The organism is Streptomyces sp. NPDC087901, from assembly GCF_044742205.1.
Taxonomy (GTDB): Bacteria; Actinomycetota; Actinomycetes; order Streptomycetales; family Streptomycetaceae; genus Streptomyces.
The window spans coordinates 114,978-127,776 of record NZ_JBIUUC010000016.1; the positions used below are offsets into that span (position 1 = coordinate 114,978).

Genomic DNA, 12,799 nt, shown 5'->3' on the forward strand with positions numbered 1-12,799 from the left:
GTGGGTTAATTTCAGGCCACTGCTGCCGCTCCCCACCGCTCCACCTTCATCCTCCCGGGCGGAACCACATGACTCGCGCCATCACTCTGAACAACGTAAGCAAGGCCTACGGACGCTCCGCGCGTGCCGTGGACCGCCTCTCGCTCTCCATCGACCCGGGCGAGTTCCTCGTCCTGCTGGGCCCTTCGGGGTGCGGCAAGTCGACCGTGCTCCGCATGATCGCCGGCCTGGAGGACGTCACCGAGGGCGAGATCCTGCTCGACGGTGAACCTGCCAATCACCTGACACCCCGCGAACGCGGCATGGCCATGGTCTTCCAGAACTTCGCGCTCTACCCGACCATGACCAACCGGGCCAACATCGGCTTCCCGCTGAAGCTGGAGAACCCGCGCCAGGACCACAATGCGCGCATCGAGAACACGGCCAGGATGCTCGGCATCGAGAGCGTCCTGGACCGGTTCCCCGGCCAGCTCTCCGGCGGTGAGCGCCAGCGGGTCGCGATGGGCCGGGCGATTTCGCGCCAGCCCTCGGCCTTCCTGATGGACGAGCCGCTCTCCAACCTCGACGCGAAGCTCCGCAACCACCTGCGGGCCGAGATATCCCAGCTGACCCGGGAGCTCGACGTCACCACGGTCTACGTGACGCACGACCAGGCCGAGGCGATGTCGCTGGGCCACCGGGTCGCCGTGATGCGCGGGGGAGTGCTCCAGCAGGTCAGCCCGCCGCGCGAGGTGTACTCATTGCCGGAGAACGTGTTCGTGGCCGCGTTCATCGGCACCCCGCGGATCAACCTGCTCCAGGCCGTCGTGCACGCGCCCCTGGAAGGGCGGATGTCGATCGACCTCGGCCGCCAGCGCCTCCCGCTGCCCGAACCGCTCAGCCCCGACCACCAGTTGCTCCGCATCCAGCAGGGCAGGCGCATCATCGTCGGGCTGCGCTCAGAGGCGGTCCGGATCGCCCCGCCCAGCCAGGCCCGCCCCGGCGAGGTCGCCCTCAGCGGCATCGTCGAGCACGTCGAGTACCAGGGACACGAGGCGCTGGTCCACCTCAACACCGGGTCGCAGCCCGCCGTGGTGCCGGACCTGGAATCAGCCCGCCCGGACCGCGGCACCCAGCGCAGGCGCCGCGGAGCCGGGGGCGGGGTCGGCGTCCTGGAACGGCTGAAGGAGCGGGCCACCGGACAGGCCGGCGCATCCGTCGCGGTCCTCGACGAACCGGGGTTCGATTCGCTCCCGCCCGGTGTGCACAGCCCGGACCGCCCCGCGGTCACGTCCAGCGACCTCGTCGTCCGCACCGGTCCCGACATGCGGCTGCGCACCGGGGGCCAGGTTCCGCTCCTGGTCGACCTGGCGCACCTGTACGTCTTCGACCACCAGGGACGCCGGATCTGCCCGCTGCCGAAGGACGTGCCGGGCCTGGAGGTGTAGGGCCCGTCGGTCCTGGAGGTGCGGGGACTGTTGGTCCTGGAGGTGCGGGGACCGTCGGACCTGGAGGTGTAGGGCCCGTCGGTCCTGGAAGTGCAGGGTCCGTGCGGGCCGGAGGTGCAGGGCCCGGCCCGTGAGGGCCTGGTCGTGGCGGCCTGGTCCGTCCGGGCCTGGTCCGTCCGGTGGAGGCGACTCAGCCGACTGACGGGCCCGCTGCCTCGCGGGCCCGCTCCACACGGAACGCCCCCGCCGGATAGGGGAGTTCGGCCGCGAGGTCTGCCGCCCGGTCGAGCTCCTCGCGGGCCGCGTCCGGCCGGCCGCACGCCGCGAGCGCGGCCCCGAGCACCGTACGCGCCTCGGTCTCCGCGAGCCGCTCGCCGACCTGTTCCGCGCGTGCCGTCTCCTTGGCGGCGCGCCGGACCGCCGCCTCCGGGCTGCCCGCGTACAGCTCCGCCCACGCCACCAGATGGGCGGTGCCGGGGCCGCTGTCCTCGGCCAGCAGGGCCAGGGCCCCGGCCGGAGCGCCCTCGCGGACCAGGAGTTCGGCCTGTGCCGCCCGTACCTCGTGCAGCGCCTGCCGGTCCGCCTGCGCCTCGGCCGCCTCTCCGGCCCGGTCCAGCAGCTCTCCCGCGCCCGCCTCGCCGGTCCGGATCCGGACGCGGGCCAGCGCCGCGAGTGCGTAAGGGGTGCACCAGCTCCGGTGTGAATCGCCCTCCTGCGCGGCGGCCTGTGCGTGTTCCTGTGCCTCGGCGAACTCCCGCAACAGCAGATGGAGTTCGGCGAGATTCGCGCGTTCGAAGGCGACCGCCGTCGGATCGCCGGTGTGCTCGGCGAGCTTCAGTGCCCGCTGCCCGATGGCGACGGCCTCGCCGAGCCGGCCGGACCTGCGGGCGTGCTCCCGAAGCACCGAGAGCGTGGTCACCAGGAGCTCCTGGTCCCCGTACGCCTCCGCGTGCGGCAGGGCCGCCTCCGCCGCGGGCCGGGCCAGGTCGAACCGGCCGGCCAGGGCCAGCGAGGTCGCCTGCATCCCCAGCGCCCGGGCGAGCAGCCCTCTGCGCTCGCCGCCGGAGACCGTGTCCGCCGCGTCCTGCGCGATGCGGGCCGAGGCGTGTGCCTCGTCGTACCGGCCGGTCACGAACCGCAGGCCTCCCGCGGCCAGATGGTGCGTCGCCACGGACAGTGCCGGGGTGCGGGGGCCGGGCCGGTGGGTACGCAGCAGCTCCTCGCCCTCCTCGGTCCCGCGGTACTTCATGAGGATCTCGCTCAGCCGGGCCGCCGCCAGCACCTGCCCGTCCTCGTCACCCCGGCGCACCATGTCCTCCAGCGCCTCGCGCAGCACGGTGGCCGCGTCCCGGTAGCGGGCCATCCGGCGCAGCACGGCCCCCCGGTCGATCCGGGCCCGGGCCGCGTCGGCGGCAGACGCGTCCAGCCGGGCCGTCAGCTCGGCGTAGTAGCGGTCCGCCGTGTCGTTGGCGCAGAGCGCCGCAGCGCGTTCGGCGGCCTGGCGCAGATAGCCCGTCGCCCGGGGGTCGTCGGCCCGGGTCAGCTGGGTGGCCAGGGTGTCGACCGCGTCGGGGCGGTGGCGCAGCACCGCCTCCGCGTAGGCCGAGTGCAGTTGGCGGCGCCTGGCCGTGGACAGGCCGTCGTAGCAGGTCAGCCGTACCAGTGGATGACGGAAGGCGAGGCCGGGCAGGGATCTGCCGCCCACCATCACCGGACGCTCGCTCACGACCGAGGCCGTCACCGCCGCGTCCACGGCGTCGGTCGCCTCGGCCGGCGAAAGCGGCGGGTACAGACCCTGCCCGGCCACGTCGAGGATTTCCGTGAGGGCCGCGCCGCCGCCGGTCACGGAGATCGCTTCGACCACCCGCCGGGCCGCCGGACCCAGCCGGGCCAGCCGCGCAGCCACCAGCTGGCGCACGCCCTCCGGGGTGCCCGGGGCGCCCGGGTCCGTGCCCTCGCGGACCGTACGGGCCAGCTCCAGGGCGAAGAGCGGGTTGCCCAGGGAAAGTTCCCACACCCGGTCCAGACCGGTCACGGCTCCCGCGTCCCGGGCGACCGCCAGGCACTGGTCCCGGTCCAGCCGCCCCAGCTCGACCGGCTCGGCGAGCTGCCCGCGCACCAGGGTCTCCAGAGCGGTGCGGCGCGGGTCGTCCGCGTCGAACTCCTCCGCGCGGTAGGTGACCACGAAGCGCCATCCCGTACCGGTGGTCGCTGCGCGCCGGGCCAGATGGCTCAGCAGCTGGTACGAACCGGTGTCCGCCGCATGCAGGTCGTCCAGGACCAGCAGGACCGGCGCGCCTGCCGCGAGATCGCCCAGCAGCCCGGCCGTGGCCCGGAAGAACCGGTCGCGCTCCTCTTCGGGGCTGCGTTCCCGGCCGGCCCCGATCTGCCCCAGTGACGGCAGGAGCGCGGCGAGTTCGGGATACTCGCCGCCGATCCGGGCCCGCTCCACCGGAGGCCGGTCGGCCAGCCACGCGTCCAGTGCCTCCACGAAGACGCCGTACGGCGTGTGGCCCTCCGCGTCGTGGCCCGCGCCCCACAGGACCGTCGTGCCCGCCGCGGCGGCCGCCCGTGCCGCTTCGGTCGTCAGCCGGGTCTTGCCCACCCCGGCCTCGCCGCCGATCAGCCGCACCGGCGGGCCCTCGTCGGAGAGCAGGGCCCGCAAGGCCTTGTCCCGGCCGCGCAGCGGGGGACCCGCCGGGGTGCGGATCGCGGCGGGCAGGACCGGGGACGCGGAGGCGGGCAGCACGTTCGTGGTGGCGTCCAGCGCGAGCAGGTGCAGCCGTTGGGTCGCCGGTCCCGGCTGTACGCCGAGTTCGGCGTCGAGCGCCTCCCGGCACAGGTGGTACTGGCGCACCGCCTGCCGGCGCAGCCCCTGGCGCAGGTACGCCTCGATGACGACCCGGTGGGCCCGCTCCTCCGCCGGGGCGGCGGCCAGGGCGCGCAGCGCCACCTCGGTCGCCGGTTCGTTCTCGTCGTCCGCGAGATGGGCCTCGGCCAGAGCCAGCCGCACCCGGTCGTGCAGAGCGGCCATCTGTGTGCGCCGGGCATCGGCCCAGGTGGCGTAGCGGTCCTCCGGCAGCAGCTCCCCGGTGAACGCTGCGAGTGCCGCGGCGAGCGGCGCGGTGCCACCACCGGCCAGCGCGCGTTCGGCCAGGGCCTCCGCCTCGTCCGCGTCGATCACGACGGTCTGCGGATCGAGCCGCAGCAGGGTGCCCTCGCCGGTGAGGTAGGACGAGGAGGAACGGGGGGCGAGTTCGGGCTCGATGGCGCGGCGGGCCGCGTGCAGCGCGACCCGGAGGCTGCCGATCGCCGCCTGAGGATCGGCGTCCGGCCAGCAGATCTCCGTCGCCTGTTCCCGGTGGAGGCTGTGACCGGGGGAGACGGCGAGCAGTTTGACCAGGGACCGGGCGCTCGGCCGGGGCCACCGCTCGGCAAGCGGCGGGCCGCCGTCGCGAGTCACCCGGAACCCGCCGAAAAGGTGCAGACGCAGTAGCGGTGGGGCGGTGTGTGTGCTGTGGTTCGTCGCGTCTGTGCCCATCAGGGCGTCACTGTAACGCGCGGATTCGGACATGCAGCAGGCCCCTCGAAGGGATGTCCGGGTGGCTTGTGGGGGCGGGTGGTCAGGAGCGAGTGCTGACCGCACTCCGGCCGCCTGCCGCGCAGGTGGGGGAGGCAGTCAGGGGGTGCTCCTCCGCGGCTGGTACGAGAGGTCCCGCCCCCGGTCCGCCACAAGGGAGTGTGGACGGGGGGCGGGTTGATCCGGAACGTTGGGGGGAGGCCGTTACCGGTGTAGTGCCGGGCCCCCGGTGAACTCCGGGGGCATCTCGGGGGCAGGCGTGACGGGCGTCTCTGGCGCCTGAAAACTAACAGCGCTAGTTTGGGGCGCGGACGACCTCGTCCGTCACCGCGTCCGGGAGGAACAGCCATGAAGGCCCATGACGGTATGTACATCGGCGGCGCGTGGCGGCCCGCCGCCGGAACGGACACCATCGCGGTGGTGAATCCGGCGGACGAGCAGGTCATCGCTCACGTCCCGGCGGGCACCGCCGAGGACGTCGACGCCGCGGTACGTGCCGCCCGCGCCGCCTTCCCGGGCTGGGCCGCGACCCCGCCCGCCGAACGGGCCGCCCGGATCGGCGCCCTGCGCGATGTGCTGGCCGCCCGCAAGGACGAGATCGCCGGGACGGTCACCGCCGAACTGGGCTCGCCGCTGCCTATGTCGCAGGCCGTGCACGCGGGCGTGCCGGTCCTGGTCGCCGGTTCGTACGCCGAACTCGCCGCGTCGTACGCCTTCGAGGAGCGGCACGGCAACTCCACCGTGTTCCTCGAGCCCGTCGGCGTGGTCGGCGCGATCACCCCGTGGAACTACCCGCTGCACCAGATCGTCGCCAAGGTCGCCCCCGCACTCGCCGCCGGCTGCACGGTCGTCCTCAAGCCCGCCGAGGACACCCCGCTCACCGCGCAGCTCTTCGCCGAGGCCACTGAGGAGGCAGGGCTGCCAGCCGGTGTCTTCAACCTGGTCACCGGCCTCGGCCCGGTCGCCGGACAGGCGCTCGCCGAGCACGAGGGCGTCGACCTCGTCTCCTTCACCGGCTCCACCGCGGTCGGCAGGCAGATCGGCGCCACGGCGGGCGGCGCCGTCAAGCGCGTCGCGCTGGAGCTCGGCGGCAAGTCCGCCAACGTCATCCTGCCCTCGGCCGATCTGGCCAAGGCGGTCAACGTCGGCATCGCCAACGTCATGTCCAACTCCGGCCAGACGTGCAGCGCCTGGACCCGGATGCTGGTGGACGCCGAGCGGTACGAGGAGGCAGTCGCCCTCGCCGCCGCGGCCGTCGCCAAGTACGTACCCGGTGAGCGGGTCGGGCCGCTCGTCAACGCCAAGCAGCAGGCCCGGGTGCGCGGCTACATCGAGAAGGGCGTCGAGGAGGGCGCCCGCATCGTGGCCGGGGGCCCGGAGGCGCCGCTCGCCACCGGCTACTACGTCAGCCCCACGGTGTTCGCCGACGTCACTCCGGAGATGACCATCGCCCAGGAGGAGATCTTCGGCCCGGTCGTCTCGATCCTGAAGTACGAGGACGAGGCGGACGCGCTGCGCATCGCCAACGGCACGGTGTACGGGCTGGCAGGCGCCGTCTGGGCCGCCGACGACGAGGAGGCCGTCGCCTTCGCCCGCCGGATGGACACCGGGCAGGTCGACATCAACGGCGGCCGCTTCAACCCGCTCGCGCCCTTCGGCGGTTACAAGCAGTCCGGCGTCGGGCGCGAACTCGGTGAGCACGGCCTCTCCGAGTACCTCCAGACCAAGTCCCTGCAGTTCTGAACCGCCCTTCGAGTCCGCTGAGTCCGTATCCCCGATCAGCAAGGAGCCAGTCCGTGGTCCGCGCCGCCGTACTGTCCGCCGTCGGAGCTCCGCTGGAGATCACCGACATCACCCTGCCCGAGCCCGGCCCCGGCCAGGTGCGCGTCCGTCTCGCCGCCGCCGGGGTCTGTCACTCCGACCTCTCACTGTCCAACGGCACCATGCGGCTGCCCGTCCCCGCCGTCCTAGGCCACGAGGGCGCGGGCACCGTCGTCTCGGTGGGCGAGGGCGTCGGCGACCTCGCCCCGGGTGACGGGGTCGTCCTCAACTGGGCGCCGTCCTGCGGCAGCTGCCACCATTGCGGCATCGGCGAGGTCTGGCTCTGCACCAACGCCCTGGCCGGTGCGGCGAACATCCACGCCCGCACCGCGGACGGCACCGAACTGCACCCCGGACTGAACGTCGCCGCCTTCGCGCAGGAGACCGTGGTCGCCGCGAACTGCGTCCTGCCCGCCCCGGACGGCATCCCGCTCACCGACGCGGCCCTGCTCGGCTGCGCGGTCCTGACCGGGTACGGCGCGGTCCACCACAGCGCACGGGTCCGCACCGGCGAGTCCGTCGTCGTGTTCGGCATCGGAGGCGTCGGCCTCGCCGTGCTCCAGGCCGCCCGGATCGCGGGAGCCTCGAAGATCATCGCGGTGGACGTCTCCCCGGAGAAAGAGGATCTCGCGCGCCGCGCGGGTGCCACGGACTACGTGATCGCCTCCGCCACCACGCCCCGCGAGATCCGGGGGCTCACCGGAGGCCAGGGCGCGGACGTGGCCGTCGAGTGTGTCGGCCGGGCCGCCACCATCCGTACCGCCTGGGAGTCCACCCGACGCGGCGGCCGCACCACGGTCGTCGGCATCGGGGGCAAGGACCAGCAGGTGACGTTCAACGCCCTGGAGATCTTCCACTGGGGCAGGTCCCTGACGGGCTGTGTGTACGGCAACAGCGACCCGGCCCGCGATCTGCCGGTGCTGGCCGACCACATCCGGGCGGGCCGCTTCGACCTGTCGATGATGGTCACGGAACGGATCGGGCTGGACGGCATCCCGGCGGCCTTCGACAACATGATCGCCGGAAAGGGCGGCCGGGCCCTGGTGGTCTTCTAATTCTCCGGCCCTGCTCCGGACCGTCCTGTGGTGAGCAGCCGGGCCTCCATCTCGCCCTGCTCGAAGAGCCGGGAGGCCGGGCCCACGATCAGTGGGTCCGGCTCCCCGGCCACCCTGGCGTCCTTGTCCGGATAGTCGAAGCGGTGCAGGACGTGCCGGATCGCCTCCAGCCGGGCCCGCTTCTTGTCGTTGCTCTTCACCACGGTCCACGGCGCGTCCGCCGTGTCCGTGTGGAAGAGCATCAGCTCCTTGGCCTCGGTGTACGCGTCCCACTTGTCGAGCGATGCCAGGTCGACCGGGCTCAGCTTCCACTGCCGCACCGGATCGGTCTGCCGGCTCATGAACCGGCTGCGCTGCTCGTTGCGCGAGACGGAGAACCAGAACTTCACCAGATGGATGCCGTCACGGGCGAGCATCCGCTCGAACCCCGGGGCCTGGTGCATGAATTCGAGGTACTCGGGGGTCGAGCAGAACCCCATCACCCGCTCCACACCGGCCCGGTTGTACCAGGACCGGTCGAACATCACGATCTCCCCGGCGGCCGGCAGATGCGCCACGTACCGCTGGAAGTACCACTGGGAGCGCTCGCGTTCGGTGGGCGTCTCCAGCGCCACCACCCGCGCACCACGGGGATTGAGGTGCTCGGTGAACCGCTTGATGGTGCCGCCCTTGCCGGCGGCGTCCCGCCCCTCGAAGAGGATGACGAGCCGTTCGTCGTGCTCCTTGACCCAGTGCTGGAGCTTCAGCAGCTCGATCTGCAGGGCACGCTTGGACTTGTCGTACGCCTTGCGGCCGAGCTTCGTGGTGTACGGATAGTCCTCGCGCCAGGCGTCACCCGGCCGGCCCTCGGGCGTCACCAGAACCGGGCCTTCGGCCCCCTTCGCCTTCTTACGGCCGGTCGGCTGCCTGGTGCTCCGCGTCATGAGAGGGTCCTTCCACCTGCGGGGCCGGATTCCTCCGCGTCGCACCAGTCTGCGGACGCTTCCGGGAGACCGCCACCCCGGCCAGACAGAGCAGTCCGCCGGCGACCGTGAGCAGCGCGGGCACCTCGTCCAGCAGCAGCCACGACATCAGCACCACCAGTGCGGGCACCGCGTAGGTGGTGGCGCCCATCCGCCCAGCCGTGGTGCGGGCGAGCGCGTAGGCCCAGGTGGTGAAGGCCAGCGCGGTCGGGAAGATCCCCAGATAGACCATGTTCAGGGTGGCCGGCAAGGGTGCGTCGGCCGCGTCCGACACCAGCGCACCGGCGAAGGGCAGACACGCCACGGTGCCGACCAGGCAGCCGAACGTGGTGATCTGGAGCGCCGAGCCGTGCCGCAGCGCGGGCTTCTGGCCGACGACTCCGCCCGCGTACGCCACAGCGGCCAGCAGGCAGAGCAGCACACCCAGCACGGAGGAGCTCCCGTGCCCCGACATGGAGAGTCCCACCACCGCCGCGCCCGCGAAGGACACGCCCATGCCCAGCAGCAGCCGGCGCGGCAGCCCCTCGCCGAGCAGCCGGGCGCCGAGCAGGGCGATCAGCAGGGGCCCGATGTTCACCACCATCGCGGCGGTGCCCGCGTCCACCTGCTGCTCACCCCAGTTGAGTACCACCATGTACAGGCCGAACCACAACAGCCCGGACCAGAGGATCCCCGGCAGGGCGGCCCGCGGCGGCAGCCCCTCCCGCCGCAGGAGCAGGAGGGTGCCGAGAGCCAGGGAGCCGGCCAGCAGCCGCCCGAGAGCCAGCGCGCCGGGGGAGTAGGCATCGCCCGCGCTGCGGATGGAGACGAAGGCGGAGGCCCACAGCACCACGGTGGTGCAGGCGGCGGCCGCGGCCCGCCAGTCACGGTGCTCCGGGGGTGCGGCGGGGGGAGGGGGCGTCGTCATGGTCCCGACCGTAGGGCCAGGAGGGTTCGGCGCCCACCGAACAGTCGTGGGACCGGCGGACGCGGCCGGCGCGGCCCTCTACCGCGCGCCCTGCGCGCGAGCGGCGTACTGGAGGGCGAGGCCGTCGATCAGTGCCCGCAGTCCCGTCTCGAAGGCCCCCTCGTCGACCTTCTGACGGCGCTCCGCCAGCAGATGTGCCTGGCCCAGGTGCGGATAGTCGGCCGGGTCGTACGCCGTCTCGTCGTCGACGAAGCCCCGGGCGAACGAGCCGAGAGCCGATCCGGTGACGAAGTAGCGCATGAGGGCTCCGATGTAGGTGGCCTGGGCGGGTGGCCAGCCCGCGCGGACCATCGCGCCGAACGCGGCGTCGGCGACCCGCAGGCCGGCCGGGCGGCGGCCGGGGCCCTGGGCGAGCACCGGGACGATGTGCGGATGCGCGCTGAGCGCCGCACGGTAGGAGACGGCCCAGTCGTGCAGCGCGGCCCGCCAGTCGCGGGCGTCGGACTCGTCGAACATCGACAGATCGACCTGCGCGGAGACGGAGTCGGCGACCGCGTCCAGGATCTCGTCCTTGTTGCGGAAGTGGTTGTAGAGCGACGGCCCGCTGACCCCGAGCTCGGCCGCGAGACGGCGGGTCGACACCGCGCCGAGACCCTCGGCGTCCACGAGGGCGCTCGCCGTCTCGACGATGCGGACTCTGCTGAGGAGGGGCTTGCGCGGGCGGGCCATGCGGCACATAGTAGGCCCTGCAAGCCTAAAACTAGCAGTGCTAATTAATGTGGAGAGTCGAAGGATGAACCTGGAGCTCAGCGAGGAGCAGGAAGCCGTCCGGCAGCTCGCCAAGGACTTCGTCGCCCGTGACGTCGCCCCGTACGTCGTCGAGTGGGACCGGGTCGAGAACGTCGACAAGTCGATCGTGAAGAAGCTGGGCTCCCTGGGCTTCCTCGGTCTGACCGTCCCCGAGGAGTACGGCGGCTCGGGCGGCGACCACCTCGCGTACTGCCTGGTGACCGAGGAGCTCGGCCGCGGTGACTCCTCGGTCCGCGGGATCGTCTCGGTCTCGCTGGGTCTGGTCGCCAAGACCATCGCGGCCTGGGGCGACGAGGAGCAGAAGCGGCAGTGGCTGCCGCGGCTGACCTCCGGGGACGCGGTCGGCTGCTTCGGTCTCACCGAACCGGGCACCGGGTCGGACGCCGGGAACCTGACGACGAAAGCCGTGCGGGACGGCGGCGACTACGTCATCAACGGCAGCAAGATGTTCATCACCAACGGCACCTGGGCCGATGTGGTGCTGCTCTTCGCCCGCACCAACGACACCCCCGGCCACAAGGGCGTATCCGCCTTCCTGGTCCCCACCGACACCCCCGGCCTCACCCGGCGCACCATCCACGGCAAGCTCGGCCTGCGCGGCCAGGCGACCGCCGAGCTGGTGCTGGAGGACGTCCGTGTCCCCGCCGCCACCCTCATGGGACCCGAGGGCAAGGGCTTCTCCATAGCCATGTCCGCGCTGGCCAAGGGGCGGATGTCGGTCGCCGCCGGCTGTGTCGGCATCGCCCAGGCCGCCCTGGACGCGGCCGTGGGATACGCGGGCGAGCGCGAGCAGTTCGGCAAGTCGATCGCGAGCTACCAGCTCGTCCAGGAACTCATCAGTGACATCGCCGTGGACGTCGACGCCGCCCGCCTGCTGACCTGGCGGGTGGCCGACCTGATCGACCGCGGTGAGGCCTTCGCCACCGCCGCGTCCCAGGCGAAGCTCTTCGCCTCGGAGGCCGCCGTCCGCGCCGCGAACAACGCCGTCCAGGTCTTCGGGGGCTACGGCTACATCGACGAGTACCCGGTCGGCAAGCTGCTGCGCGACGCCCGCGTGATGACGCTCTACGAGGGCACCAGCCAGATCCAGAAGCTGATCATCGGCCGCGCCCTGACGGGGGTCTCCGCCTTCTGACTCCCGTAGGACCCGAACGGGCGTCTGAGTACCGGCCTGAGTACGCGGGCGGATGTGTTGTGCGCCATGCCGCCCGATGCTGGACGGCATGAGTGAGACGACATCGGTCAAGCAGCAGAGCACCGCCGCCTTCTACGGACAGGCCGTCGCGTCCTTCGGGGTGGCGATGGGGGCGGTCGCCCTCGGGATCTACTTCCTCGACGCCGACGGCTGGGTGCGCGGCTTCCTCGCCATCGGCGTTCTCTACCTCGTCACGTCGGCCTTCACGCTGGCCAAGGTGATCCGGGACCGGCAGGAGGCCGGCCAGATCGTCAGCCGGGTCGACCAGGCCCGGCTGGAGAAGATCCTCGCGGAGCACGACCCCTTCCAGAAGCGTTGACCATCTCACCCCTCGGCCCTCTAAGCGCTTGCTCAGGATCGGGGTATGGTGTTCGTCCTGCTGACTGAGAGGGGCGACCGACGATGAGCACGGCGGAGGAGACCGACGGCGAGAACACGCCGTGGGCCGAAGTGACGCCCGAGGCCGCCCGGCGGCTCCTCGTCGCGGCCGTCGACGCCTTCGCCGAGCGCGGGTACCACGCGACCACCACCCGGGACATCGCCGGCCGCGCCGGGATGAGCCCCGCCGCGCTCTACATCCACTACAAGACGAAGGAAGAGCTGCTCCACCGGATCAGCAGGATCGGTCACGACCGGGCCCTGACGCTCCTGGAATCAGCCGCCGACGGCGAGGGCACGGCCACCGAGCGGCTCGCCGGTGCCGTGCGGGCCTTCGTCCGCTGGCACGCCGAGCGGCACACCACCGCGCGCGTGGTCCAGTACGAGCTCGACGCGCTCGGTGACGAGCACCGCACCGAGATCGTCGAACTGCGCCGCAGGAGCGATGCGGCGGTGCGGCGGATCATCGGCGAGGGCGTGGCGGCGGGGGAGTTCGACGTCTCCGACGTGCCCGGCACCGCGCTCGCCGTGCTCTCGCTCTGCATCGACGTGGCGCGGTGGTTCAACGCGCAGGGCAGCCGTACGCCGGACGAGGTGGGCGAACTGTACGCCGGGCTCGTGCTGCGGATGGTCGCGGCCAAGCGCTGACGCGGCCGACCCGGGC

The 12,799-nt window shown here is 72.6% G+C and carries 10 protein-coding genes; 6 read left to right on the forward strand and 4 right to left on the reverse strand.

The window, feature by feature from the left end; genetic code table 11:
* Nucleotides 1–68 precede the first annotated feature (68 nt).
* Nucleotides 69–1,427, forward strand: coding sequence for an ABC transporter ATP-binding protein (locus ACIOEW_RS34635; RefSeq protein WP_362548632.1), 1,359 nt, complete (start codon nt 69–71; stop codon nt 1,425–1,427).
* Nucleotides 1,428–1,617: 190 nt separating this feature from the next.
* On the opposite strand, the gene ACIOEW_RS34640 is transcribed toward ACIOEW_RS34635, so the two are convergent.
* Nucleotides 1,618–4,968, reverse strand: coding sequence for an ATP-binding protein (locus tag ACIOEW_RS34640; RefSeq protein WP_401968891.1), 3,351 nt, complete (start codon nt 4,966–4,968; stop codon nt 1,618–1,620).
* A gap of 387 nt (nt 4,969–5,355) precedes the next feature.
* Here ACIOEW_RS34640 and ACIOEW_RS34645 point away from each other — a divergent pair, with 387 nt between their 5' ends.
* Together ACIOEW_RS34645 and ACIOEW_RS34650 are read left to right on the forward strand one after the other, a co-directional pair.
* Nucleotides 5,356–6,750 (forward strand): aldehyde dehydrogenase family protein, encoded by a 1,395-nt coding sequence (locus ACIOEW_RS34645; protein ID WP_401968893.1) that lies wholly within the window; start codon nt 5,356–5,358, stop codon nt 6,748–6,750.
* 53 nt (nt 6,751–6,803) lie between these two features.
* Nucleotides 6,804–7,883: a Zn-dependent alcohol dehydrogenase gene (locus ACIOEW_RS34650; protein ID WP_362548624.1), complete on the forward strand. Its 1,080-nt coding sequence runs from the start codon at nt 6,804–6,806 to the stop codon at nt 7,881–7,883.
* Here ACIOEW_RS34650 and ppk2 read toward each other — a convergent pair.
* From ppk2 to ACIOEW_RS34665, 3 genes are all read right to left on the reverse strand, one after another.
* Entirely contained in the window at nt 7,880–8,806 is a 927-nt protein-coding gene (gene ppk2 / locus ACIOEW_RS34655) for a polyphosphate kinase 2 (protein WP_362548621.1), read from the reverse strand. The two genes, ACIOEW_RS34650 and ppk2, sit on opposite strands and share 4 nt — an antisense overlap.
* Nucleotides 8,772–9,752: a DMT family transporter gene (locus tag ACIOEW_RS34660; RefSeq protein WP_401968895.1), complete on the reverse strand. Its 981-nt coding sequence runs from the start codon at nt 9,750–9,752 to the stop codon at nt 8,772–8,774. The genes ppk2 and ACIOEW_RS34660 overlap by 35 nt, the downstream gene beginning before the upstream one ends.
* Nucleotides 9,753–9,830: 78 nt before the next feature.
* A complete protein-coding gene (locus ACIOEW_RS34665) occupies nt 9,831–10,481 on the reverse strand; it encodes a TetR/AcrR family transcriptional regulator (protein WP_362548615.1) in 651 nt (216 codons plus the stop codon).
* A gap of 64 nt (nt 10,482–10,545) precedes the next feature.
* On the opposite strand from ACIOEW_RS34665, the gene ACIOEW_RS34670 reads away from it, so the two are divergent.
* From ACIOEW_RS34670 to ACIOEW_RS34680, 3 genes are all read left to right on the forward strand, one after another.
* Nucleotides 10,546–11,697, forward strand: coding sequence for an acyl-CoA dehydrogenase family protein (locus ACIOEW_RS34670; protein ID WP_362548612.1), 1,152 nt, complete (start codon nt 10,546–10,548; stop codon nt 11,695–11,697).
* A gap of 88 nt (nt 11,698–11,785) precedes the next feature.
* Entirely contained in the window at nt 11,786–12,076 is a 291-nt protein-coding gene (locus ACIOEW_RS34675; protein ID WP_362548609.1) for a YiaA/YiaB family inner membrane protein, read from the forward strand.
* Nucleotides 12,077–12,159: 83 nt separating this feature from the next.
* Complete coding sequence (locus ACIOEW_RS34680; RefSeq protein ID WP_362548606.1) at nt 12,160–12,783, forward strand: TetR/AcrR family transcriptional regulator; 624 nt, start codon at nt 12,160–12,162, stop codon at nt 12,781–12,783.
* Nucleotides 12,784–12,799 lie beyond the last annotated feature (16 nt).

Coding starts and splice junctions, on each gene's coding strand:
- ACIOEW_RS34635 (WP_362548632.1), top strand. CDS start 69: ATGACTCGCGCCATCACTCTGAACAACGTAAGCAAGGCCTACGGACGC.
- ACIOEW_RS34640 (WP_401968891.1), bottom strand. CDS start 4,968: ATGGGCACAGACGCGACGAACCACAGCACACACACCGCCCCACCGCTA.
- ACIOEW_RS34645 (WP_401968893.1), top strand. CDS start 5,356: ATGAAGGCCCATGACGGTATGTACATCGGCGGCGCGTGGCGGCCCGCC.
- ppk2 (WP_362548621.1), bottom strand. CDS start 8,806: ATGACGCGGAGCACCAGGCAGCCGACCGGCCGTAAGAAGGCGAAGGGG.
- ACIOEW_RS34660 (WP_401968895.1), bottom strand. CDS start 9,752: ATGACGACGCCCCCTCCCCCCGCCGCACCCCCGGAGCACCGTGACTGG.
- ACIOEW_RS34665 (WP_362548615.1), bottom strand. CDS start 10,481: ATGGCCCGCCCGCGCAAGCCCCTCCTCAGCAGAGTCCGCATCGTCGAG.
- ACIOEW_RS34670 (WP_362548612.1), top strand. CDS start 10,546: ATGAACCTGGAGCTCAGCGAGGAGCAGGAAGCCGTCCGGCAGCTCGCC.
- ACIOEW_RS34675 (WP_362548609.1), top strand. CDS start 11,786: ATGAGTGAGACGACATCGGTCAAGCAGCAGAGCACCGCCGCCTTCTAC.
- ACIOEW_RS34680 (WP_362548606.1), top strand. CDS start 12,160: ATGAGCACGGCGGAGGAGACCGACGGCGAGAACACGCCGTGGGCCGAA.